Source organism: Stenotrophomonas sp. GD04024, from assembly GCF_029837545.1.
GTDB classification, from domain to species: Bacteria; Pseudomonadota; Gammaproteobacteria; order Xanthomonadales; family Xanthomonadaceae; genus Stenotrophomonas; species Stenotrophomonas forensis.
Genome location: NZ_JAOEDV010000041.1, coordinates 14,171 through 38,695 on the forward strand (window position 1 = coordinate 14,171; position 24,525 = coordinate 38,695).

Below are 24,525 nucleotides of genomic sequence, written 5' to 3' on the forward strand. Positions count from 1 at the left end.
GGCTCAGCCCGCCTCCACCCGGTTGGCGCAGGGCCGCCCGGCATCGAAATCGGCCAGGTTGCCCAGTGTGATCGCCGAGATCTCCTGCAGCGCCTCCACGGTGAAGAAGCCCTGGTGGCCGGTCACCAGCACGTTGGGGAAGGTCATCAGGCGCTGGAAGGCTTCGTCGTCGATGATCTCGCCGGACAGGTCCTGGAAGAACAGCGCACTCTCCTGTTCGTAGACGTCGATGGCCAGATGGCCGAGCCGGCGCGACTTCAGCGCGCGGATCACCGCGTGGGTGTCCACCAGTGCGCCACGCGAGGTGTTGACCAGCATCGCGCCCGGCTTCATCCGCGCCAGCGAGGCGTCGTTGATCAGGTGCTGGGTGTCGGGTGTCAGCGGGCAGTGCAGCGAGACGATGTCGGCGCGCGCCAGCAGCTCATCCAACGCCACCATGTCGCCCACCCCGGCAAAGGCCGGTGACGGATACGGGTCGTGCCCCAGCACGGTACAGCCCATGCCCTTGAAGATGCGCGCAGTGGCCAGGCCGATCTTGCCGGTACCGACGATGCCGACGGTGCGGCCATGCAGGGTGCGGCCAAGCAGGCCATCGAGCATGAAGTTGCCTTCGCGCACCCGGTTGTAGGCGCGGTGGGTCTGCCGGTTGAGGGTCATCACCAGCGCCAGCGCATGCTCGGCCACGGCTTCGGGCGAATAGGCCGGCACCCGCGCGACGAACAGGCCCAGTGCCTTCGCCGCAGCAAGATCCACATTGTTGAAGCCCGCGCAGCGCAGCAGCACCGCACGCACACCGAGCGAATGCAGGGCGTGCAGCACTGGCGCGTCGAGGCGGTCATTGACGAACACGCAGACGGCGGCGCAGTCCTGCGCCAGCGCTGCGGTATGCACATCCAGCGCAGCATCGAAGTAGACGAACGTGTACCCCTGCCCGTCCGCATCGCGCTGGTTGGCTTCGTCCAGGAAGCGGCGGTCGTAAGGGCGGGCGCTGAAGACGGCGATCTGCATGGAAGGACCTGGGTGGGATGCCCTGCCGACCATACCGCAGCCACGCGTCTATGGGGATGGCACCGGCGATGCAGGCATCGCCGGTGCCGTGCTCACCTTAGAACCGGTAGCCCAAGCCAAGCATCACGCCGTTCTGGATCTGCCCGTCGCGGCGCTCGCCCACGTAGTCGGCCATGATCGACAGTCGCTCGCTGGCGCGGCTGGTCACGCCCAGGTTCCAGGCCAGCACCTGCTCGCCCACAGCCTGGCTGCTGGCGCCGAACACCAGATCCGGGGCGGCGGCGAAGCCGGTGCTGTAGCGGGCCTGCGAATCGCCCAGTTCCTTCTGCCAGACCACGCGGGCGCGCGGGGTGATGCGCTCGCCGTTGTTGCCGTCGAAGGTCTTGAACAGCTGCAGGCCGGCGCCGACGCGGATGCTCTCCAGGCTGCCGCTGCGGCCAACCAGTGCGCCCGCGCCCTGCCCTTCATTGAAGCGCGTGGCCGAGGTGCGCGCGTAATCCACCACCGGCAGCAACGGCTGGATCACCAGTCCCTTGCCGGTGGTGAACGAGAACGCGTGCTCGACCCGTGCGGAGATCGCATCGTTGTTGTACTTGGCGCGCAGCGGCTGCTGCAGGCCATCAATGCCGCTGATGCTGCGACGGGTGTCGTGGCGCAGGTCGGTATAGCGCACCGCCGCCGACAGGTAGCCGCGCGAGTAGGTCGCGTCCAGGTAGCCGCCCACGTCCAGCGCGCGCACGTCACCGCTGAAGTCGGAGCCGTCGCGGCCCTTGGTCGACATGTCGGCGGCCGCCACGCTGACGCCGAGGGTGACGCGGTCATCGGCCACGCGGGTATCGGCCCCCACCACGATGCCACCGATGTTGTGGCTGAGGCCGGCCACGCCGCCCTCCGCATCGATGCGGCCATGGCTGGCGAAGCCGCGCGCCCATATGCCACGGTTTCGGCCAGCATCACCGCCGCCGGCAGCACTGCCGGACGCCGGCTCGACCAGATGCATCGCCAGCTGGTTGAACAGGCTGCCGTGGCGCATGCCCGGCTGTGCCGACACCGACTGCGCGGCCTGCGAGGCCAGGCCATCGGCATCGCCACCACTGCGCATCGCGGCCTGGTGCTGCTGCACCACATTGCCGATGCTGCCGATCAGCGCGTTGTCGGCCAGCCGCAGGCTGGCATGCGCATCACCACGCAGGGCACCGGCCTGATGCGCGATCACATCTCGGTCGGCGAACTGCAGCGCGCCCAGCAGTGACTTCAGGTTGCCGTCCTGGCGGGCGGAGGCGGTCGCCAGCGCGCGGCCCAGCTCGTCGCCGGAGGTAGCGTTGGCGAACAGGCCCAGCTGATCGAAGCCGGGGTTTGCCGTCAGCCACAGGCCGTCGGCGGTCTGCTTCACGTTGAAGCTCAGCAGCGAGTTGTGGCGCGGGCGGAACACATCGCCCGCGGTGATACTGGCGCTGTAGCCGGTGTCGCCCAGGCGCACGACATCCTCGAAGCCGCCCTGGTAGATCGGGCCCTGCACCAGGTCACGGCGGAAATCCTGGCCGTAGTAGCCCTGCGCCACATTCAGTTCGAGGAAGGCGCCCTTGGAGATCACCAGCGCGCCATCGGTCGGTTCGTCATCGAAGAACGTGCCCACGCGCAGTCGGCCCGTGGCGGCGCCGCCGTTCTCGGTGACGTCGAACAACAGCTTGCCGCCTGGCATGATGTTGACGTAGCCGTGGGTGACCAGATCGCCGCCGCGCGGCATCAGCGTGCCAAACACGCGCAGGCGGTTGAAGCCGTCCTCGCGCCAGGAGGGGCCGGAACCGCTGCCCAGTGCATCAAGATCCATCGCGGTGCCGGCCACGTCGCCATGGCCGACCAGCATGCCCGCGCCCAGCACGCGCACTTCCGACGCACGCAGCGCGCCGCCTTCCAGTGCGATGGTGCCGTTGTCGACCAGCATGAAGTCGGCGCCGGTGGTGGCGGCGGTGCGCCAGGTGGCACCGTTGGTCACGCGGATCACGCCCATGGCGTTGTCGAGCGTGGATACGTCCAGGTCAGCCAAGCGCAGCTTGGACAGCAGCAGCGCCTGGATGCCCGGATCGTTGAGGTAGTCCTGCACCGAATCCGGGCCGATGCCCTGCGGGCCTCGGCTTGAAGCGTTGTAGATGCTCTGCGCCAGGTTGATGTAGCTGGACTGCCAGTTGGTGTTCCAGCGCGCGAAATCGTCGTCGACGAAGGTCTGCAGCTGGCGCCCGGTACGCAGGTAGCCGGGGTTGATGTCGCCGCTTACGTTCGCGCTCACGTTCAACGTGTCGCCAGGATCGCGATAGCCGCTCGCGGTGATGATGTTGTTGCTGTAAATGTTCTGACCGGCGAACGATTCGAGCTTGCTGCCGCTGCCATCCGGGTCGAAGGTGACCGAGGCGCCGGTGGTGCGCGCCGGGTCGCGGAACACCAGCAGGCCATTGGGCTGCACGACCTCGTACATGGCCTTGTGCAGCAGGCCGGCATCCATGCCGCCGCCGTAGTTGCCGGTGTAGATCTGGGTCATGCGCGGCGATGGCGTATAGATCACCTTGCCGCCGCTGCTGGCCGCGTGGATCTGCACCGAATCGACGATCGGCAGGTCGCCGGCCAGATAGCGCTCGACGCCACCGGACTGCATGATCGAGCACGACGAAATGCAGTGGCCGGACACGATGGTGTTCAGGCCGGCGGTGCGGATCACGCCCTGCAGCCACTCGCCGGCGATCAGCGCGCCGCCGTTGGAGGTGCGCAGCACCACTTCGCGGATCGGCCGGCCCTCGGCCTGCGCCTTGGCCAGCAACGCCGGCAACGACACCACGTCGGCGTAGGTCACCCCGCCACTGAGGAAGATGCGATCGCCCTGCACGTGATAACTCATTGCCATGACGTCATCAGCAGCCGCGAGGGCGCCGACGCTGATCAGCCCGGCCAGGGCCAGGCTCAACTTCGAATGCTTCATACGTTCTCTCTCCACCCGCAACACGCGGGTAAGGGGTCAAACGTCAGAGCGGCGCGAACTCCCCCAGCCGAGCCGCCGCGCAATGATGAATGCATTCACAATGAGAATGGGGTGCCGCACACTCTTCCCCATCCGGTCATCGTCGCGTAAAACTCGATGACGCATCCGCCAATGTCAGCCGAGGCCAGCCCTGTCCGCTCCGTCCCCCCTGATCCACCACGCGCCGGAGCCGCCGGTGCCAGCGGATGCCTTCATCGCGTTCGTACGCGAAGAACGCGCACCGCTGTGTGCGTTCCTGCGCACGCGGGGCGTCGGGCCGGAGGATGCAGAGGACATCGCGCAGGACTGCATGGAGCGGCTGATCCGCTATCGCGCGCACGGCGCCGATGAGCTGCGCCTGCTGCTGTATCGTATCGCCCGCAACCGACTGGCCGATCGCGGCCGCTCTGCGCAGTCGCGACCGCACCTGTCGTTGGCCGAGCATGATGGCAGCGACCAGCCCACCAGCCAGTCGCCCGATCCATTGCGCCAGGCCGAGTCCGGGCAGATGCTGTCCCTGCTGCGGCAGGCCCTTTTCAAACTGCCCGAGCGCGCGCGCGAGGTGTACCTGCTCAACCGGATCACCGGCATGAGCTATACGCAGATCGCGCGGCACTGTGGAATTACTGCCAAGACCGTGGAAAAACATATCGCCCGTGCCCTGCAGGGCCTGCGCCAGGAGTTGGGACCGGATTCGCTGCACAACGACAGGGATGTGGAATGAACCGTCAGCGGCACACGGAAGACGCCTCGCTGTTCGAACGCGCCAGCACCTGGGTGGCGCGGCTGGAAGCGCCGGACTGCACGCCGGCCGAACGCGAAACGTTCGAGGACTGGCTGGCCGAAAACCCGGCCCATGTGAAAGCGTGGGTGCAGGCCGAGAACCTGTTCCAGCAGGGCCAGGGGCTGGCGGCAGACCCCTGGCTGCGTACCGCTGCGGCCCGTGCGGCGCGACCGCCGCGCCGCCGCGGGTTGCCGGCATTCGCGGCCGCCGCCGGCATCTGCCTGGCCATCGGCGTGGGCTGGATGCTGGCCGTGGACGGCAACCCCACGCCGCAGCGCTATGCCAATGACAGCCACGAAACGCAGCAGCTGACCCTGGCCGACGGCAGCGTGGCCACGCTCGACGCGGGCACCACGCTGCACGCCCGTTTCGGCTGGCGCCATCGCGAGCTGGACCTTGAACGCGGGCGCCTGCAGCTGCAGGTCGCGCCGTCGAACAAGGCGCTGCAGCTGCGCGCCGGCAGCAGCACCATTCGCGATATCGGCACGACCTTCCAGGTTGAACGCCTGCGCGATGGCCTGGTGGAAGTCGCGCTGCTGGAAGGCGCGGTGGAAGTGAGCAACGGTGCGGCCCAGCACACCCTGGCACCGGGCCAGCAGCTGCAGGTACTGCCTTCCGGGCGCATCCAGCCGGGCCCGGCACTGTCGTCCACGGCGGCCGCCGAGGGCTGGCTGCAGGGACAGCTGGTATTCGACGCCACGCCGCTGTCGATCGTGGTCGAACGGATGAACCGCTATGGCCGCACACCGCTGGTGATTGCCGATCCGGAGATCAGCAACTTGGCGGTCAGTGGCACGTTCCGCGCAGGCGACGCACAGGAGTTGCTGTCCGCGCTGGAACTGGGCTGGTCCGTCGCTGGCCAGACGCGCCCGGATGGCGCGCTGGAACTGCGCCGCACCTACTGAGGGGCCTGCAGTGATGGCAGGACCGGGTGCGCTGCAGTGGGGGCTGCTCCGCCCCCTGCTGTGCCTGGCGCTGTTGGCCACTGCACCGCCCGCGGCCACGGCCAGCGAATCGGCGGCCACGCATGCCTACCGCATCGATGCCGGCCCATTGCCGTCGGCGCTGCAGCAGTGGGCCCGGCAGAGCGGCATCGCGCTGCTGTTCGACGCCCGTGAGCTGGCAGCACTGCATACCGACGGCGCGAACACCCGGACCGATCCCGCCAGCGCCCTGAAGCAGCTGGTTGCCGGCATGCCGGTGACGATCCTGCGCACGCCTTCGGGTGGCTTCGTGGTGCGCCGCGTCGGTGCGGCCCCCATCGCCACAACACCCACGCCAAAGGCCGTGGTGGCTCCCCGCCACGATGCCCCCCGGCCGCCGCCGCAGGTGGAACTGGCACCGATCCACGTCACCGGCAGCCGCCTGCCACGCACCTCGGTGCAGACCACGCTGCCGGTCACCACGATTGATCGGGACGACATCCTGCGCAGTGGCTACGGCAGCCTGTTCGACCTGCTGCGGCACCTGCCCGGCATGAATGGCCTGCCGGCGATGACCAGCGCGCGCAGCGGTGACTCGCAGTACCTGCCGGTCGGTGCCGCGGCCACTACCAGCCTCGATGGCATGGGGCCGCGCGCCACCCTGTTCCTGGTCAATGGCCGGCGCCTGCCGCGCTACCCGATGGTGTCGCTGGAGCAGGGAGGGCTCACCGACCTGGGCGGCATTCCGCTCAGCTTCGTCGAACGCATCGAGCTGGTGCGTGGCGGTGCCTCGGCGATCTACGGCGCTGACGCCATGTCCGGCGTGGTCAACATCATCCTGCGTGACCAGGCCGATGGGCCCGAAGCCATGCTGCAGACCGGCCTGAGCAGCCGGGGCGACGCCGCGCAGTATCGCCTGCAGGCGGCCACCGGCGGCCTGCGCGGCAACGGCGATCGCTGGTTCGCCGGCGTCGACCTGCACCGTGTCGACCACCTGGCCGGCGACCGCCGCGACTGGCATGCGGAGACCTCGCAATACCTGATCGGTGCCTTCGGTGCTGGCCGCTACTGGCCTGCACGGCGCTGCGAAGGGCCGTTGAAGCGGCGCGAGGGTGCCTGCTGGTTCGACAGTGCGCGCCCACGCTCGCTGCAGCCCGCTTCGGATACCGCGTCGGCCTACCTGCGCTATCGGCATGAACGTGGCGAAGGGCGCTACGCCTATGCCGAGGCCCGCGCCAGCCACAACCGCCAGCGCTTCGACCTCGGCCCCACTGCGGTTTCCCTCGCCCTGTACGGAATCACCTTCAACACCGTGCTGCGCGAAGCCGGCAACGTGCGCCCACACGTTCGCGCCACCGATGCTGACGTCACCTTCGGCATCGGCCGCGACCAGGGCCGGCGCAGCTGGGATGCCGGGCTCAGCGCACAGCGCAGTGATGTCAGCCTGTCCACGCCGGGCACCGTGCGGGCCACCCCGTTGATCGAGGCCGCGCAGTCACTTCGGTTCCTGCCCGGATTCGACATGCTGCCCAGCGACGAAACGGCGTCCTGGTTCCCGATGATCCGCAACCGTGGCCTTACCGAACAATGGCAGGGCTGGTGGGGCATGCAGCGCGAACTCATGCCGTTTCCGGGAGGCAATGCGCAGCTGGCCACCGGCATCGACCTGCGCCATGAGCGCTGGACCTCGCACCCCGATGCGCTGCTGAGCCAGGGTGACCTGGCGCTGGGACTGCCGCAGCAGCAGCGCAGGCTGTCGCGGCAGAGTGGTGGCGCCTACGCCGAACTCGGCCTGCCACTGGCACCTGCGCTTCGCATGGACCTGGCCGCACGCTGGGACCGTGACGGTGACTACACCGCGGTCTCGCCACGGGCCGGCCTGCGCTGGACGCCGTCGCCGCAGTGGTCGTTCCTGCTGGCCAGCGGGCGTGGCTACCGCGCCCCCAGCCTGTTCGAGCAGCGGCGCCCACCCGGCCAGTTCGGCACCCTCACCCTGCCCGCTTCGGATGCGCTGCCGCCGTGTGCGCAGAGCGCCGCGGATGGACGCTGCAGGGTGACCGCAGACGTGGAAGAAAACACCATGCTGAAAGCGGAGAGCTCGCGCAGCCATTCACTGGCCGCGACCTGGTCCCCGAATGATGCGTTCTCGCTGTCGCTGACCCACAACATCGTCGAGCTGCGCAACGAGATCCTCGCGCTGCAGCCCAACGATGCGGTCTGGAACCGCGATACCTGGCAGCTGGATGAGCAAGGCAGGTTGCGCAGCCTGCGCCTGTCCTTCGACAACATCGGCCGCACCACGTCGCGCAACTGGGTGCTGCGCGGCGAGTACCGCATCGACACCGGCAGCAACGGCCAATGGCTGTTCTCGCTGGATGCACTGAAACAGCAGGAGCTGCGCCGCCAGGTCGACCACGAACCCGCGATCGATCTGCGCGGCCATGTGACGCCAGAGATGGCGGCGGTGCTGAACGTACAGTGGCAGAACAGCCACTGGGACATCGCCCTGCGCGGCAACCAGGTCGGTCGCACCCGCGCCTGGCTGCCCGGTGCCGAGTGCCCGCAGGATCAGGTTGAACAGAACCACTGCATGAACCCCCGCCAGCTGCGCTGGAACCTGCACCTGGCACGCCGCCTTGGCCCGCGCATCGTTGCCGCGCTGGACGTGCACAACGTGCTCGACACACAACCGGTGAACTACCTGGTCGGCAATGGTGGGCAGATGCCCGGGCTGGACGACCCACTGGGCCGCTACTTCCTGCTGACCCTGCAGTTCCGCTGAGCGCAGCACCGGAAAAGGGGACGGAGGGGATTAAGTCGTTTCTGCCACGATGCCGAATACGACTTAATCCCCTCCGTCCCCTTTTTGCTGTTTCACCGAGCGGGCGATGGCGTATTGCGCGGCGTAGTAGGTGGACAGCACCAGCAGGCTGGCCAGCGGCAGGCCACCGGCGAAGCGGTCCCAGGCCAGCAGTGAATCGCTGGCTACGAACAGCACGGCACCGGCAGCGGCCCAGCGTGCGCTGCACGGTTCCGGCGCGGCCGCCTGAGGACGCACCCATGCGCGTGCGAGGGCCAGCACCGCCATCGAGGCCAGCACCACCACGTACGCCAGCACCGGGATGCGCATCGGCGCCGGCAGGTGCGGCCACAGGCCCAGCACATTGAGTGCGGCAAACGCTCCCAGCAGCACGCTGGCAGCCACCAGACCACGCCCGCCGCGCAGTCCATCGCGGAACGCGGCGATGTAGCAGAGGTGGGCCAGCAGGAATGCCACCAGGCCAGGCACGAACGCATCCACCGGCAGCATCAGCGCGATGTCGCCCACGCACGACAGCAGCATGCCGGCCAGCACCGCGCGCCGGTAGAACGGTTGCGCAGGAGCGTGCACCTGCCAGGCGATGCCGGCGATCAGCAGCGTCGTGGCCGGCTTCGCCAGCCAGTGCAGCCAGCGTCCATCACCGTGCAGGTACGCGCCAATGATGGCCAGGATCGCCACCAGCAGGATCATGCCGTCGCGGGCGCGCGCTTTCATCGCGCCTTCCACAGCTCGGCCAGGCGATCAGGCGTGCCGGCGATGCGCTCAAGCACCGGGTACTGAAGGCCACCGTGATAGTCGATGTTCATCGTATCGATGCGGTCGAACTGCTTGACCAGCAGCACGATTGGCGCCTTGTCCTTCGCCGCGTCGGCCACGGCGTCCTTCAGCCGCTGGCTGCTGTACTCGCGGCCACCGACCGCGATCACCTTCATGCCGGGCGCCAACCCGGCGTTGAACGCCGGGCTGTCCCAGATCACGTCACCCACCGTGCCGCTGTCGAGCACGGTCGCCCCGAGCGAGTAGGCCAGCAATGCGCCCTTGGCGCGCTTTTCCTGTGCCTTGTAGGCGGCGTTCGGGGTATCGCGGTAGACCAGCTTCCAACCGGCCAGCGCCAGGCCGCCGGTCAGCGGGCCGTGCCCGTCCAGGCGGCCGCGCAGGAACGTCGCCCAGTCGTACGGCGCGATGCCGTTCAAGGTCGCGACCACGTCATCGAAGGTGTACGGATTGACGTCCCAGTCGCCATTGCCAACACCGAAGAAGGCGCGCGCAAAGTCGTCCAGGCTGCGGCGGTTGCCGCTCAGTTCGCGCAGCTTGCCTTCCACTTCCAGCCACAACATCTGGCCGCCGGAATAGTAGTCCTCGCTCATCTGGTAGTTGCGGTACGGCAACGTGCGGCGCTGGGCGATGGTCGGGTCGTTGGTGGTGTCCTGCAAGGGTCGCCAGGCCAGGCCCGGGCGGCCACGGTCATAGGTGGCGGCCACATTGGCCAGCATGTCGCGTGCCTGCTCCACCGACCACAGCCCGGAACGCGCGGCCAGCACCTGGCCCCAGAACTGGGTCTGGCCTTCGTACACCCACAGCAGGCTGTCGCCCATGGGCACGTTGAAGGTGGCGGTGGCCAGGTCTGCGCCGCGGCGGTACTTGCCGTTCCACGAGTGGGTGTACTCGTGCGGTAGCAGATCACGCATCCACGCGCTCTTGTCCCACTCGGTGAAGTAACCCGGCTCGGCGCTGTTCTCGCTGGAGCGGTGATGCTCCAGGCCGATGCCACCGAGGCGGTCAGTCAGCGCCAGCAGGAATTCATAGTGGTTGTAGTGGCGCGCGCCATAGAGCTTGTCGGCCTGCTGCACCAGCGCGCGGTGGAGCTTGATCTGTGCGTCCGTCGGTTTCAGCGACTTGGCATCGTCGGCGAAGACGTTGAGGTGCACCGGCACCTTCGCGCCCGGATCGAGGTCGATGCGCTGGTAGTGCTCGCCGGCGAACAACGGCGAATCGACCAGGTGGTCATAGGAAATCGGCTTGAACACCACGGTGTCACCCTCGCGGCGCGCGGTTTCCAGCGCGGTGGCGAACGACCAGCCTTTGGGCAGGGTCACGCTGGCCTGCGCCTGCAGCTGCCGTGCATCGACGCCGGCCGGATACAGCGAATTGGCGTTCCACTGCAGGTTGAGCATCTCCGGGGTCATCACCACCCGGCCCTGGCTGCCGCCCTGCGAGGACAGGAAGTCGAAGTGGGCGACGATCTCGCTCACGCCTTCGGGCACGTCCACCTTGAACGCATAGACATTGAACTGATCGCGCTGCCAAGCCAGCGGCTTGCCGTTGGCGGTGACGCGCAGCCCGGCCAGCTTGTCGATCGGGCCGGTGGGCGAATGGTTGCCGGGAATCCACTGCGGATACAGCAGGGTCATCGGGCCGGGTTTGGCCGGCACGGTGGCGGTGACCTTGAAGATGCGCCGGGCCAGATCGCGTGCGTCCACGTCGATGCGCAGCAGGCCGGGCGCAGCGGCATTGGCCGGCGGCGAGGCCTGCGCCAGCGCCAATGCAGGCGTGGCGGCCAGCGCGAACAGCAACGACATGGCCAAGGCTCGGGTTTTCATCGGGCAGCGTCCAACAGCGGAGAATTCCCCGATGCTAGGCCTGCGGGATGCGTGGCCCCATGGCCAAAGGTCATGGCCCGCGCGAACGCCGCCAGAAGCGGCAAACCCGGCAACAAGGCCGTGAGCAGCAGATCCGTGCCATGCGTGGATGGAATGTATCCAGAAGCAGTGCGAACCAAGGTTCGCACCCACCCGCCAAGGTTCTCACCGACCGGAGCGGTTTCAGTAGATCCACGCCATGCGTGGATGGAATGCATCCAGAAGCAGTGCGAACCAAGGTTCGCACCCACCAGAGTCAGGCCCGGTCAGTCGACCAGGCGCAGGCGCAGTTCCTTCGGCAGCGCGAACACCATCGATTCCGGTTCGCCATCCAGCTCACCCACGCCGGTGGCCCCCAGCTCGGCCAGCCGCGCCAGCACGCCGTCAACCAGCACCTGCGGTGCAGAAGCACCTGCGGTGACGCCGATGTGCTGCTTGCCTGCCACCCACGCCGGGTCGATCTCGTGCGCACCGTCGATCAGATAGCTCTCCACGCCTTCACGGCGGGCCAGCTCACTCAGGCGGTTGGAATTGGAACTGTTTGGCGAACCGACCACCAGCACGAGGTCGCAGCGCTTGGCCAGGTCGCGCACCGCGTCCTGGCGGTTCTGCGTGGCGTAGCAGATGTCGTCGTTCTTCGGGCCCTGCATGGCCGGGAAGCGCTCGCGCAGCGCATCGATGATGCCGCGCGTATCGTCCACCGACAGCGTGGTCTGGGTGGTGTAGGCGAAGTTTTCCGGCTGGTTGATCTGCAGCGTGGCGACCTGCTCCACATCCTCGACCAGATAGATCTGGCCGGTGCCGGCCTCGCGGTTCCACTGGCCCATGGTGCCTTCCACTTCCGGGTGGCCGGCGTGGCCGATCAGCACCACGTCACGGCCGGCACGGCAGTGGCGGGCCACTTCGAAGTGGACCTTGGTCACCAGCGGACAGGTGGCGTCGAACACCTTCAGGCCACGGCGCTCGGCTTCCTGGCGCACCGCCTGCGAAACGCCATGCGCGCTGAAGATGACCGTGTTGTTGTCCGGCACTTCGTCCAGTTCCTCGACGAAGATCGCGCCGCGCTGCTTCAGGTCGTCGACCACGAAGCGGTTGTGCACCACTTCATGGCGGACGTAGATGGGCGCGCCCAGCGTTTCGATCGCGCGCTTGACGATCTCGATCGCACGATCGACACCGGCACAGAAACCACGCGGGTTGGCGAGCAGCACATCCATCAGTTCAATCTCCCGGCAGCGGCCGGCTTACGGTTTCGGATTGGCATTATCCGCCTTTTTGGCGGACTTGCCGTCGAACAGGCCAAACAGGGCGATGCCGATGGCCCCCACCACGATGGCCGAATCGGCGATGTTGAACGAGGGCCAGGTGTAGCTGCCCACGTACCACTGGATGAAATCGACCACGTGGCCGTGCACCTGGCGGTCGATCACGTTGCCGATGGCACCGCCGATGATCAGCGCATACGGCACCGCGGCCTTCCAGTTGCCGCGGGCGGTGCCGCGCAGCCACCAGGCCATCAGGCCGCTGATGGCGATCGCCAGCGCGGTGAAGAAGTACTTCTGCCAACCACCGGCGTCGCTCAGGAAACTGAACGCCGCACCGGTGTTGTAGGTGCGGTACCAGTTCCAGAAGCCGTCGATGACCACCACCGGCTGGAACTCGGGCAGGCTCGACAGCACCCAGGCCTTGGACCACTGGTCCAGGCCGATGATGGCCGCCGACAGCAGCAGCCAGACCAGGGCGTTGGGATGCGGGCGTGCAGTGCTCATCAGAACCAGCTCCGCAGTTCGCCGGCGCCGGTGATGTTGCTCACGCAGCGGCCGCACAGTTCGGGATGGTCGGCGTTGCTGCCGACATCGGCGCGGTGGTGCCAGCAGCGCACGCACTTGGCCTTGGTGGTCGGCTGGGCGCTGACGAACACTTCGTCGGTGGTTGCCGGGCGCACCTGCACGTCGCCGCTGATGAACAGGAAGCGCAGTTCATCGGCCAGCGGCTGCCACTTCGCGGCCTGCTCTTCGCTGGCGGCGATGGTGATCTCCGCTTCCAGCGCGGCACCGATCGCACCATTGGCACGCATCGGCTCCAGCACCTTGGCCACCTGCTCGCGCACGGCCAGCAGCTGGTCGAAGTCGGCGGCGTTGAGCTGGGCATCGGCCGGCAGCGGCGCCAGGCCGTCGTACCAGGTGGTGAACAGCACGTGCCCGGCACGCTCGCCCGGCAGGTAGCCCCACAGCTCGTCGGCGGTGAAGGTCAGGATCGGCGCCACCCAGCGGGTGAATGCTTCGGCGATGTGGTACATCGCGCTCTGCGCCGAGCGGCGACCGTGCGAATCGGTCGGCATCGTGTACAGGCGGTCCTTGGTCACGTCCAGGTACAGCGAGCCCAGGTCCACGCTGCAGAAGTTCAGCAGCAGCTGCACGATCTCGGCCATGTTGTAGCCGTCGTAGGCCGCCTTGATCTTCTCCTGCAGCTCCCACGCGCGATGCACGATCCAGCGGTCCAGCGCGACCATCTGGTCGAGAGGACGCAGGTGCTGGGCCGGATCGAAGCCATCCAGGTTGCCGAGCAGGAAGCGCGCGGTGTTGCGCAGGCGGCGGTAGGCATCGGCGTTGCGCTTGAGGATCTCCTGCGACAGCGACATCTCGTTGCTGTAGTCGGCCGAGGCGATCCACAGACGCAGGATGTCCGCGCCCAGCTTGTTCATGATGTCCTGCGGTTCGATGCCGTTGCCCAGCGACTTGGACATCTTGCGGCCGTGCTCGTCCACGGTGAAACCGTGGGTGAGGCACTGCTTGTACGGGGCGCGCTTGTCGATCGCCACGCCGGTCAGCAGCGAGGACTGGAACCAGCCGCGGTGCTGGTCGGAACCCTCCAGGTACAGGTCGGCCGGCTTGCCGAAGCCGCGCGCGGCGAGCACGCCTTCATGGGTCACGCCCGAATCGAACCAGACGTCGAGGATGTCGGTGACCTTCTCGTAGTCGGCCGCTTCGGCGCCCAGCAGTTCGGCGGCATCCAGCGAGTACCACACGTCGATGCCCTCGGCCTCGACTCGGTCGGCCACCTGCTGCATCAGCTCGACCGAACGCGGATGGATCTCGCCGGTCTGGCGGTGGGTGAACAGGGCAATCGGCACGCCCCAGGTGCGCTGGCGCGAGATGGTCCAGTCCGGGCGACCGTCGACCATGCTCTGGATGCGCGCCTTGCCCCAGGCCGGGAACCAGCCGACGGTGTCGATGGCGGCCAGCGCATCGGTGCGCAGGTTGGCCTTGTCCATCGAGATGAACCACTGCGGGGTGGCGCGGAACACCACCGGCGTCTTGTGGCGCCAGCAGTGCGGGTAGCTGTGGCGGATCGGGTGGAAGGCCAGCAGCGAACCGTTGTCGCGCAGCACGCCGACGATGGCCTCCTGCGCCTTCCACAGGTGCTGGCCGGCCAGCACCACGTCACCGGCCGACGGGGTCGATTCCAGGTACACGCCACGGCCGTCGATCGGGGTGACCTGACCGGCGTTGTACTTGTCCAGCAGGCCGTACTTCTGGCTGACCACGAAGTCTTCCTGGCCGTGGCCGGGCGCAGTGTGCACCGCACCGGTACCGTCCTCGTCGGAGACATGGTCGCCGTTGAGCACCAGGATTTCGCGCTCCGGGTAGAACGGATGCGCCAGCAGCTGGTTTTCCAGCGCCGCGCCGGTGGTTTCACCGTGCAGCACCACTTCATCCACGCCGTAGCGCTGCAGCGCGCGCTCGGCCAGCGCGGCGGCCAGCACCAGCCAGCGGCGCTTGCCGTTGTGGGCCGGGCCTTCGGCCAGCACGTAGTTGATCTCCGCGCCCAGCGAAACGGCCAGCGAGGCCGGCAGCGTCCACGGCGTGGTGGTCCAGATCGGCACGGCCACTTCGACGTCGGCCGGCACGCTCACGCCGAACGCCTGGCCGATGGCCTGCGCATCGCGCGCGGCGTAGGCCACGTCGATCGCCGGCGATTCCTTTTCCTGGTACTCGATCTCGGCTTCGGCCAGCGCCGAACCACAGTCGAAGCACCAGTACACCGGCTTGGCGCCACGCACCAGATGGCCGTTGGCCACGACCTTGGCCAGCGCGCGGATCTCGTTGGCTTCGAAGTCGAAGCTCAGGGTCTTGTACGGGTTGTCCCAGTCACCGGTCACGCCCAGGCGCTTGAAGTCCACGCGCTGGATGTTGATCTGCTCCTCGGCGAACTCGCGGCACTTCTGCCGGAATTCAACCGCGTCGAGCTTGGTGCCGACCTTTCCCCACTTCTTCTCGACCGCGATCTCGATCGGCAGGCCGTGGCAGTCCCAGCCCGGCACGTAGGGTGCATCGAAGCCGGCCAGGTAGCGCGACTTGACGATGATGTCCTTCAGGATCTTGTTGACCGCATGGCCGAGGTGGATGCGGCCGTTGGCGTACGGCGGGCCGTCGTGCAGCACGAACAGCGGGCGGCCGGCGGCGTTGTCGCGCAGCTGCTGGTAGAGCCCCTGCGCTTCCCACTGCGCCAGAATGCCCGGCTCGCGCTTGGGCAGGTCGCCGCGCATCGGGAATTCGGTGGCTGGCAGGTTCAGGGTGGTCTTGTAGTCCTGGCTCACGCAGTGGCTCGCAATCTATGTTCGGAAAGGATGGCGCGCGCCTGTTCGGCGTCGCGGTGCATCTGGTCGGTCAGTGCCGCCAGATCATTGAATTTCTCTTCGTCGCGCAGCTTGGCGACGAACTCCACGTCGATGTGGCGGCCATACAGGTCGCCCTGGAAATCGAACAGATGCGCTTCCAGCAGCGGCTCCACGCCGTCCACCGTCGGCCGCGTGCCGAAGCTGGACACCGAGGGCCACGGCTGGTCGAACACGCCGTGCACCCAGGTCGCGTAGATGCCCGACAGCGCCGGGGTCTTCGGGAAGCGCAGGTTGGCGGTCGGGAAGCCCAGCGTGCGGCCGAGCTGGCGCCCGCGCACCACCCGCCCGCTGATCGCGTACGGACGGCCGAGCAGGTCGCCGGCGCGGGCGAAGTCGCCGTCCTGCAGCAGCTGGCGGATGCGGGTGCTGGAAATGCGCTCGCCATGCAGGTCCACCGCTTCGATCTCGCCGGCGCTGAAGCCCAGTTCGGCGCCCATCTTCTGCAGCAGGGCCAGGTCGCCACGACGGCGGTTGCCGAAGCAGAACTCCGGGCCGATCCACACTTCGCGGGCGCCCAGCCGATGCACCAGCAGCCGCCGCACGAAGTCCTCGGCCGGCATGGCGGCCATCGCCGCGTCGAAACGCAGCAGGCCGATCGCATCGACGCCGAGCTCGCGCAGGATCTCGACCTTGCTGCGCGCCAGGGTCAGCCGCGGCGGCGGCGTGCCCTGGGCGAAGAATTCACGCGGCAGCGGCTCGAACGCCACGGCCACCGCGGCCACGCCCAAGGCGCGTGCGCGGGCGACCGCGTGGCGGACCAGCGCACGATGCCCCAGGTGGAGGCCGTCGAATGCACCGATACAGACCACGCTTCCGTTGGGGAACAGCTCCCCGCCCTCGACGCTTCTGAACAGCCTGCTCATCAACTCTCGTTCCGGCCCGACCGGGGCCGCCGCTTCAATGGTGTAACCCTGAAGTATAGCCGCCACGGGCCGCGATCAATGCCCGCGCAGGTCGCGCGGGCGGAAGCCCATCGCCAGCATCGCCAGCGCATAGGTCGCACCACCGCCACCGACCAGCACCGCCAGGGCACCGATCCGCTCCCACACGCTCATCGCCGAGAAGCCCGGCAGCCAGTACAGCAGCGCCAGCAGCACGCCGACCATGGCCAGGCAGGCCAGCAGCAGGCGCAGCAGATAGCCGCCCCAGCCCGGGCGGCGCTGGTAGACATCGGTCTTGCCCAGCCAGTACCAGAGCAGGCCCAGGTTCAGGTAACTGGACAGCGCGCTGGCAATGCCCAGCGCCAGGTGCAGGCCCGGCTGCTTGCCGATGGCCGCCATCACGCCCTGCGCCTTCAGCTCGTCCGGCACCATCACCTGGTACAGCACGGCCAGCAGGGCGAAGTTGAACACCATGTTGGCCACCAGCGCGGCGATACCGGCGCGCACCGGGGTCTTGGTGTCCTGCCGCGCGTAGAACGCCGGCAGCACCACCTTCAGCAGGGCGAACGCCGGCAGGCCGAAGCTCAGGCCGTACACCGACAACGCGGTCATGCGGGTATCGAAGGCACTGAACTGGCCGTGCTGGAAGATGGTCGCGATCAGCGGCTCGGCCAGCAGCAGCAGGCCGAGCATGGCCGGCACCGAGATCAGCAGGGTCATGCGCAGGCCCCAGTCCAGCGAGCGCGAGAAGCCTTCACGGTCGGTGCTGACGTGGTGGCGGGCCAACGCCGGCAGGATCACCGTGCCCAGCGCCACGCCGAACACGCCCAGCGGCAGCTCCAGGAAGCGATCGGCCAGCGACAGCCAGGACTGCGAGCCGTCGGTCAGTTTGGCCGCGATGACCGTGTCCAGCAGCAGGTTGATCTGCGCCACCGAGGAACCGAACAGGGTCGGCACCATCAGCGTCATCACCTTGCGCACGCCCGGATGGCTCCAGCCCCAGCGCGGCAGGGTCAGCAGGTTGATGCCCTTCAGTGACGGCAGCTGGAACAGCAGCTGCAGGATGCCGGCGGCCAGTACCGCCCAGCCCAGCGCCAGGATCTGCTTCTCCGGGGTACCGCCCAGCCGCGGTGCCAGCCACAGCGCGCCGGCGATCATGCACAGGTTGAGGATGACCGGGGTCAGCGCCGGCATCGCAAAGCGCTGGAAGCTGTTCAGCGCGCCGCCGGCCAGGGCGGTGAGCGAGACGAACAGCAGGAACGGGAAGGTCAGGCGGAACAGGTCGACCAGCAGGCCCTGCTTGACCGGGTCTGTATCAACGCCGCTTGAGAAGACCGAGGCCAGCTGTGGCGCGAAGATCAGCGCCAGCGCGGTGACCAGCATCAGCACCCCACCCAGGGTGCCGGCGGTGCGCGCCATCAGTTCACGCAGCTCGGCATGGCTGCGGGTTTCCTTCACTTCCGTGAACACCGGCACGAAAGCAGTGGCGAAAGACCCCTCGGCGAACAACCGGCGCAGGAAATTGGGTACCCTGAAGGCGACCCAGAAAGCATCAGTGATGGCGTTGGTGCCGAACGTGGTGGTCACCACGAAGTCCCGGACAAGTCCAAGGACGCGCGAGACCATGGTCATGCTGCTGAACGACAGCAGGCCCCGCAACAACTTGGGTGAACTCACTCAGCGTCCCTCTTGACAATCGACTTGACGTGCATTTCTTACGCCATCATACTAGCTAGCTTGCTGTTCCCATAACACCGATTTTTTCAGGAAACCACCACCGTGGCCAATATCAAGTCCGCCAAGAAGCGCGCCAAGCAGACCGTCGTGCGCAACGCGCGCAACGTGGCTCAGCGCTCGATGCTGCGCACCGCTGTCAAGAAAGTGATCAAGGCGCTGGACGCCAACGATGCCGCCGGCGCCGAAGCCGCCTTCGCCGTTGCCCAGCCGATCCTGGATCGCTTCAGCGCGCGTGGCCTGATCCACAAGAACAAGGCTGCTCGCCACAAGAGCCGCCTGAACGACCGTATCAAGGCCCTCAAGGCCGCCTGATCCGGCGTTGCCGCCCTGCCCTTCGGGGTTGGGCAGCAGACAAAAGCCCGGCCTTGGCCGGGTTTTTTGTTGCCTGCAATCCGGGAATGCCGGCCAGCGGCCGGCACTACCGGAAAATGAAAAACCCGGCCGAAGCCGGGCTTTTCGCATCGAACCACAACAGCATTACTGCGCGTTGCGGACTTCCAGCTCGTCTTCCTTCTGGCGATCGAAGAACGCCATGATCCGGCTCATGATCGGGAAGGTACCTTCGCGACCCAGCGCCGACACCAGGAACCACGGCTCCTTCCAGCCCAGCTCGGCGACGATCTGCTCGGCCGCGGCCTTGGCCTCGTCCTCGAACATCAGGTCGGCCTTGTTCAGCACCAGCCAGCGCGGCTTGTTCAGCAGCTCCGGATCGTGCTTTTCCAGCTCGCGCTCGATCGCACGCACCTGCTCCACCGGAGAAATACCCTCCACGCCACCTTCCATCGGCGAGATGTCCACCAGGTGCAGCAGCAGGCGGGTGCGCTGCAGGTGGCGCAGGAACTGCGCACCAAGGCCGGCGCCATCCGCCGCGCCTTCGATCAGGCCCGGAATGTCGGCGATCACGAAGCTGCGGTAGTTCTCCACCTTCACCACACCCAGGTTCGGGTACAGCGTAGTGAACGGGTAATCGGCCACCTTCGGCGTTGCCGCCGAGACGGCGCGGATCAGGGTGCTCTTGCCGGCGTTGGGGAAGCCCAGCAGGCCAACGTCGGCCAGCAGCTTCAGCTCCAGCTTCAGCGTGCGCTCTTCGCCCGGCTCGCCCGGCAGCGCCTGGCGCGGCGAACGGTTGGTCGAGCTCTTGAAATGCATGTTGCCCAGGCCGCCGCGGCCGCCCTTGGCCACCAGCAGGCGGTCGTTGTGCTGGGTCAGGTCGCCGATGACTTCATCGGTGGCGACGTTGATGACCACGGTGCCGACCGGCACGGTGATGGTCAGGTCTTCACCGCCCTTGCCATAGGCCTGGCGGCCCATGCCGTTCTCGCCGCGCTGCGCCTTGAAGATGCGGTCATGGCGGAAGTCGACCAGGGTGTTCAGGTTTTCGTCGGCGCGGATGTACACGCTGCCGCCCGCACCGCCGTCGCCGCCGTCCGGGCCGCCGAGCGGAATGAACTTCTCGCGACGGAAGCCAATGCAGCCGTTGCCGCCGTTGCCGGCGAACACTTCGATTTCTGCTTCGTCTACCAGTTTCATTGTTTCGATGCCTGCGATGGGCGCGGCATCTGCGCCGTCGCCTTGAATGTAATGCGGGCGCGCGTGGCCCGCAGCCCGGCGCGGCCGGTCTTCCTTTTACCCGGTAACTCTAACGAAAAGCCCCGCCGAAGCGGGGCTCTCCATGCAGCGTGCTCTTCATCCAGCACAGCCATGCCGAGGCACGGGTGCCGTCGATGCCTGGATCAGGCGTCGGCCGAGACGATGCTGACGGTGCGACGCTTCTTGGCGCCCTTGACCGAGAACTCCACCTTGCCGTCCACGAGGGCGAACAGGGTGTGGTCACGGCCCAGGCCCACGCCGGAACCCGGGTGGAACTGGGTGCCGCGCTGACGCACGATGATGTTGCCGGCTTCGATGGCCTGGCCGCCGAAGATCTTGACGCCCAGGTACTTCGGGTTGGAGTCGCGACCGTTGCGCGAGGAGCCTACGCCCTTTTTATGTGCCATGACTGCTTCTCCTGATGCTTAGCCGGCGATGCCGGTGATCTCGATTTCGGTGTAGTACTGACGGTGACCCTGACGCTTCATGTGGTGCTTGCGGCGACGGAACTTGATGATCCGGACCTTGTCAGCACGACCCTGGGACAGGACCTTGGCGGTGACGGCAGCGCCCTTCAGCGCATCGCCCAGCTTCACGCCATCGCTGTCGCCCAGCATCAGGATGTTGTCAAACTTGATCTCGCTGCCGACTTCGACTTCGAGCTTTTCGACGCGGAGCTTTTCGCCCTGCGCCACGCGGTATTGCTTACCGCCGGTGACCAGTACTGCGTACATGACCAGACTTCCTCTGTAGTTATTGTGGTCTATGGACTGCCGCCGTCGAGGGCGGACAGGAGCGGGATTGTACGCAGATCCATGCGACAGGGTCAAGTCAAGCCCTGAATGGCCCGGGAAACCCGGTCGGAACGGGGCCAGATCCCTTTTCACGGCGTGAAAAGGGATCTGACCCCTCCATAAAGCCTTGTCTCACAAGGTGAGACACCGGGCTGGCATTGTCGCCCATTGCCCCCATCTGGTCACCTCGGTAGGCTGACCGATTGCCGTTCCCTGCTGGCCCGGCACCCAGCCAACGCCCCCACAACCGGATCCCCCATGGCGATGGATTTCATCCGCATCCGCGGCGCGCGGACGCACAACCTGAAGAACCTCGACCTCGACCTGCCCCGCGACAAGCTGATCGTCATCACCGGCCTGTCCGGCTCGGGCAAGTCCTCGCTGGCGTTCGACACCATCTACGCAGAAGGCCAGCGCCGCTACGTCGAGTCGCTGTCGGCCTATGCGCGCCAGTTCCTGAGCGTGATGGAAAAGCCGGACCTGGACCACATCGAAGGCCTGTCCCCGGCCATCTCGATCGAGCAGAAGTCGACCTCGCACAACCCGCGTTCGACCGTCGGCACGATCACCGAGATCTACGACTACCTGCGCCTGCTGTATGCCCGCGTCGGCACCCCGCGCTGCCCGGACCACGGCTACCCGCTGGAAGCACAGACGGTCAGCCAGATGGTCGACCAGGTGCTGACCCTGGACCCGGAACAGCGCTACATGCTGCTCGCCCCGGTCATCCGCGACCGCAAGGGCGAGCACGCGCAGGTGTTCGACCAGCTGCGCGCGCAGGGCTTCGTGCGCGTGCGCGTGGACGGCGAGCTGCATGAAATCGACGCGGTGCCGCCGCTGGCACTGCGCCAGAAGCACACCATCGAGGCGGTGATCGACCGCTTCCGCCCGCGCGAGGACATCAAGCAGCGCCTGGCCGAGAGCTTCGAGACCGCGCTGAAGCTGGGCGACGGCATGGCCTCGGTGCAGAGCCTGGACAACACCGAAACCGCGCCGACGCTGTTCTCCTCCAAGTACTCCTGCCCGGTGTGCGACTACTCGCTGCCGGAGCTGGAGCCGCGCCTGTTCTCGTTCAACGCACCGATGGGCGCCTGCCCCGGCTGCGATGGCCTGGGCATCGCCGAATTCTTCGATCCGTCGCGCGTGGTGGTGCACCCCGAGCTGTCGCTGGCCGCCGGTGCGGTGCGCGGCTGGGATCGCCGCAATGCCTATTATTTCCAGCTGATCGCCTCGCTGGCCAAGCACTACAAGTTCGACGTCGATGCGGCGTGGAACTCGCTACCGGAAAACGTGCAGCAGGCCGTGCTGTACGGCAGCGGCGATGAAGCGATCACCTTCACCTACTTCACCGAAGCCGGCGGCCGCACCCAGCGCAAGCACCGCTTCGAGGGCATCATTCCCAACCTCGAGCGCCGCTACAAGGAAACCGAATCGCCGGCGGTGCGCGAAGAGCTGTCCAAGTACATCAGCGAACAGCCGTGCCCGGAATGCCATGGCGCGCGCCTCAACAGGGCGGCACGCAACGTGTTCGTGGCCGACCGCCCGCTGCCGGACCTGGTGGTGCTGCCGATCGACGAAGCACTGAAGTTCTTCAGCGAACTGAGCCTGCCGGGCTGGCGCGGCGAGATCGCCTCCAAGATCGTCAAGGAAATCGGTGAGCGCCTCGGCTTCCTGGTCGATGTGGGCCTGGATTACCTGACCCTGGAGCGCAAGGCCGACACCCTGTCCGGTGGCGAAGCGCAGCGCATCCGCCTGGCCAGCCAGATCGGCGCGGGCCTGGTCGGCGTGATGTACGTGCTCGACGAGCCGTCGATCGGCCTGCACCAGCGCGACAATGAACGCCTGCTGGGCACCCTCACCCGCCTGCGCGACCTGGGCAACACGGTGATTGTGGTCGAGCATGACGAGGACGCGATCCGCCTGGCCGACTACGTGCTGGACATCGGCCCGGGCGCGGGCGTGCACGGCGGCGAGATCGTCGGCCAGGGCACCCTGCAGGACATCCTGGAGGCACCGCGCTCGCTGACCGGCCAGTACCTGTCGGGCAAGCGTGCGATCGAGATTCCGGCGCGCCGACACAAGCCGAACCCGAAGATGACCCTGCACCTGCGCGGGGCCAGCGGCAACAACCTCAAGGGTGTGGACCTGGCGATTCCGTCGGGCCTGCTGACCTGCGTGACCGGTGTGTCCGGCTCCGGCAAGTCGACCCTGATCAACGACACCCTGTTCTCGCTGGCCGCCAACGAGATCAACGGTTCCTCGCACCCGATCGCCCCGTACAAGGAGATCGATGGCCTGGACCTGTTCGACAAGGTGGTGGACATCGACCAGTCGCCGATCGGCCGCACCCCGCGTTCGAACCCGGCCACCTACACCGGCCTGTTCACCCCGCTGCGCGAACTGTTCGCGCAGGTGCCCGAAGCGCGTGCGCGCGGCTACTCGCCGGGCCGTTTCAGCTTCAACGTGCGCGGTGGCCGCTGCGAAGCGTGCCAGGGCGATGGCCTGATCAAGGTCGAGATGCACTTCCTGCCGGACGTGTACGTGCCCTGCGACGTCTGCCACGGCAAGCGCTACAACCGCGAGACGCTGGAGATCCTGTACAAGGGCTTCAACATCAACGACGTGCTGGAAATGACCGTTGAGGATGCACTGAAGCTGTTCGAACCGGTGCCGTCGATCGCACGCAAGCTGGAAACGCTGGTCGACGTCGGCCTGAGCTACATCAAGCTGGGCCAGAGCGCGACCACGCTGTCCGGTGGTGAAGCGCAGCGCGTGAAGCTGTCCAAGGAACTGTCGCGCCGCGATACCGGGCGCACCCTGTACATCCTGGACGAGCCGACCACCGGCCTGCACTTCCACGACATCGAAGCGCTGCTCGGCGTGCTGCACAAGCTGCGCGACGAAGGCAACACGGTGGTGGTGATCGAACACAACCTGGACGTGATCAAGACCGCCGACTGGATCGTCGACCTGGGTCCGGAAGGTGGCCATCGCGGTGGCACCATCCTGGTCACCGGCACGCCGGAAGACGTGGCGGCCTGCCCGCAGTCGTACACCGGCCAGTTCCTGGCCCGGATGCTGCCGTCCACCAGCGCGCGACCGGAACGCCCGGCCGCCGTGGCCAACAAGCCCGACGCCCGCCCGCCGCGCAAGGTGAAGCCTGAAAAGCCGGCCAAGGCGGCGAAGAAGGCGGTGGCGGCATCAAGCACCGGCAAGGCCAGCAAGACCGCTGCCGCCAACAAGAAGAAGAAGGACGCCTGATGAGCAGCGAACACAAGATCCTGGCCCGCATCCCGATCAGCGTGCGCTGGCGTGACATGGACAGCATGGGCCACGTCAACAACGCCAAGTACATCTCCTACCTGGAAGAAGCGCGCGTGCGCTGGATGCTGGGCGTGGACGGCGTGTCGATGACCGACCGCATCGCACCGGTGGTGGCCGCGACCAACGTCAACTACCGGCTGCCGATCGTGTGGCCCAACGACATCCTGGTCGAACTGTTCGTCGAGCGCCTGGGGAACAGCAGCGTGACCATCGGCCACCGCATCGTTGACCAGCAGGATGAGTCGAAGCTGTATTCGGACGGCAACGTGGTGGTGGTCTGGATGGATACCCAGACCGGCAAGAGCGCGCCGCTGCCGGAGGCGATCCGCAGCG

Annotated in this window: 18 protein-coding genes; 6 read left to right on the top strand and 12 right to left on the bottom strand. The window is 67.2% G+C overall.

Annotation, left to right across the window (positions count from 1 at the left end):
• Window positions 1-3: 3 nt before the first annotated feature.
• Together N7590_RS13810 and N7590_RS13815 are read right to left on the bottom strand one after the other, a co-directional pair.
• A complete protein-coding gene (locus N7590_RS13810) occupies window positions 4-1,008 on the bottom strand; it encodes a 2-hydroxyacid dehydrogenase (RefSeq protein ID WP_164241771.1) in 1,005 nt (334 codons plus the stop codon).
• A 97-nt stretch (window positions 1,009-1,105) separates the two neighbouring features.
• Complete coding sequence (locus tag N7590_RS13815; RefSeq protein ID WP_164241772.1) at window positions 1,106-3,979, bottom strand: autotransporter outer membrane beta-barrel domain-containing protein; 2,874 nt, start codon at window positions 3,977-3,979, stop codon at window positions 1,106-1,108.
• A gap of 235 nt (window positions 3,980-4,214) precedes the next feature.
• On the opposite strand from N7590_RS13815, the gene N7590_RS13820 reads away from it, so the two are divergent.
• From N7590_RS13820 to N7590_RS13830, 3 genes are read left to right on the top strand one after another with little or no spacing between them, the layout of a single operon-like run.
• Entirely contained in the window at window positions 4,215-4,742 is a 528-nt protein-coding gene (locus N7590_RS13820; protein WP_080375988.1) for a sigma-70 family RNA polymerase sigma factor, read from the top strand.
• Window positions 4,739-5,707 (top strand): FecR domain-containing protein, encoded by a 969-nt coding sequence (locus tag N7590_RS13825; RefSeq protein WP_053510612.1) that lies wholly within the window; start codon window positions 4,739-4,741, stop codon window positions 5,705-5,707. Before N7590_RS13820 ends, N7590_RS13825 begins: the two co-directional genes overlap by 4 nt.
• A 13-nt stretch (window positions 5,708-5,720) precedes the next feature.
• Window positions 5,721-8,507 (top strand): TonB-dependent receptor, encoded by a 2,787-nt coding sequence (locus N7590_RS13830; protein WP_164241773.1) that lies wholly within the window; start codon window positions 5,721-5,723, stop codon window positions 8,505-8,507.
• A gap of 63 nt (window positions 8,508-8,570) precedes the next feature.
• Here N7590_RS13830 and N7590_RS13835 read toward each other — a convergent pair whose 3' ends face one another.
• The 7 genes from N7590_RS13835 to murJ form a co-directional block, all read right to left on the bottom strand.
• Window positions 8,571-9,260 carry a lysoplasmalogenase gene (locus N7590_RS13835; RefSeq protein ID WP_164241774.1) on the bottom strand — a complete coding sequence of 230 codons (690 nt, stop codon included), beginning with the start codon at window positions 9,258-9,260 and terminating at the stop codon, window positions 8,571-8,573.
• The gene (locus tag N7590_RS13840) at window positions 9,257-11,146 is read right to left on the bottom strand and encodes a M61 family metallopeptidase (RefSeq protein WP_164241775.1); all 1,890 of its coding nucleotides are present in this window, start codon (window positions 11,144-11,146) and stop codon (window positions 9,257-9,259) included. The genes N7590_RS13835 and N7590_RS13840 overlap by 4 nt, the downstream gene beginning before the upstream one ends.
• A 305-nt stretch (window positions 11,147-11,451) precedes the next feature.
• On the bottom strand, window positions 11,452-12,402 hold the full coding sequence (ispH, locus tag N7590_RS13845; protein ID WP_005408565.1) for a 4-hydroxy-3-methylbut-2-enyl diphosphate reductase: 951 nt from the start codon (window positions 12,400-12,402) through the stop codon (window positions 11,452-11,454).
• A gap of 27 nt (window positions 12,403-12,429) precedes the next feature.
• The gene (gene lspA, locus N7590_RS13850) at window positions 12,430-12,954 is read right to left on the bottom strand and encodes a signal peptidase II (RefSeq protein ID WP_008266713.1); all 525 of its coding nucleotides are present in this window, start codon (window positions 12,952-12,954) and stop codon (window positions 12,430-12,432) included.
• Window positions 12,954-15,785 (bottom strand): isoleucine--tRNA ligase, encoded by a 2,832-nt coding sequence (gene ileS, locus N7590_RS13855; RefSeq protein ID WP_279935646.1) that lies wholly within the window; start codon window positions 15,783-15,785, stop codon window positions 12,954-12,956. The genes lspA and ileS overlap by 1 nt, the downstream gene beginning before the upstream one ends.
• Complete coding sequence (locus N7590_RS13860; RefSeq protein WP_053449120.1) at window positions 15,782-16,729, bottom strand: bifunctional riboflavin kinase/FAD synthetase; 948 nt, start codon at window positions 16,727-16,729, stop codon at window positions 15,782-15,784. The genes ileS and N7590_RS13860 overlap by 4 nt, the downstream gene beginning before the upstream one ends.
• Before the next feature lie 75 nt (window positions 16,730-16,804).
• Window positions 16,805-18,409, bottom strand: a complete 1,605-nt coding sequence (gene murJ / locus N7590_RS13865; protein WP_204275119.1) for a murein biosynthesis integral membrane protein MurJ — start codon at window positions 18,407-18,409, stop codon at window positions 16,805-16,807.
• A gap of 117 nt (window positions 18,410-18,526) precedes the next feature.
• Between murJ and rpsT the strand changes: the two genes are divergently transcribed.
• On the top strand, window positions 18,527-18,796 hold the full coding sequence (gene rpsT, locus N7590_RS13870) for a 30S ribosomal protein S20 (protein ID WP_005408560.1): 270 nt from the start codon (window positions 18,527-18,529) through the stop codon (window positions 18,794-18,796).
• A gap of 165 nt (window positions 18,797-18,961) precedes the next feature.
• Here the strand turns inward: rpsT and cgtA are convergent, their stop codons facing one another.
• The 3 genes from cgtA to rplU all read right to left on the bottom strand — a co-directional run bounded on the left by cgtA (window position 18,962) and on the right by rplU (window position 20,808).
• Window positions 18,962-20,014 (bottom strand): Obg family GTPase CgtA, encoded by a 1,053-nt coding sequence (gene cgtA / locus N7590_RS13875; RefSeq protein WP_164241778.1) that lies wholly within the window; start codon window positions 20,012-20,014, stop codon window positions 18,962-18,964.
• A gap of 203 nt (window positions 20,015-20,217) precedes the next feature.
• On the bottom strand, window positions 20,218-20,481 hold the full coding sequence (gene rpmA, locus N7590_RS13880) for a 50S ribosomal protein L27 (RefSeq protein ID WP_005415704.1): 264 nt from the start codon (window positions 20,479-20,481) through the stop codon (window positions 20,218-20,220).
• An 18-nt stretch (window positions 20,482-20,499) separates the two neighbouring features.
• Window positions 20,500-20,808 carry a 50S ribosomal protein L21 gene (gene rplU / locus N7590_RS13885; protein WP_006424709.1) on the bottom strand — a complete coding sequence of 103 codons (309 nt, stop codon included), beginning with the start codon at window positions 20,806-20,808 and terminating at the stop codon, window positions 20,500-20,502.
• Window positions 20,809-21,126: 318 nt separating this feature from the next.
• Between rplU and uvrA the strand changes: the two genes are divergently transcribed.
• The gene (uvrA, locus tag N7590_RS13890; protein WP_053510600.1) at window positions 21,127-24,129 is read left to right on the top strand and encodes an excinuclease ABC subunit UvrA; all 3,003 of its coding nucleotides are present in this window, start codon (window positions 21,127-21,129) and stop codon (window positions 24,127-24,129) included.
• The coding region (locus N7590_RS13895; RefSeq protein ID WP_279935648.1) for a thioesterase family protein at window positions 24,129-24,525 on the top strand (397 nt) is incomplete at its 3' end. The genes uvrA and N7590_RS13895, both read left to right, overlap by 1 nt.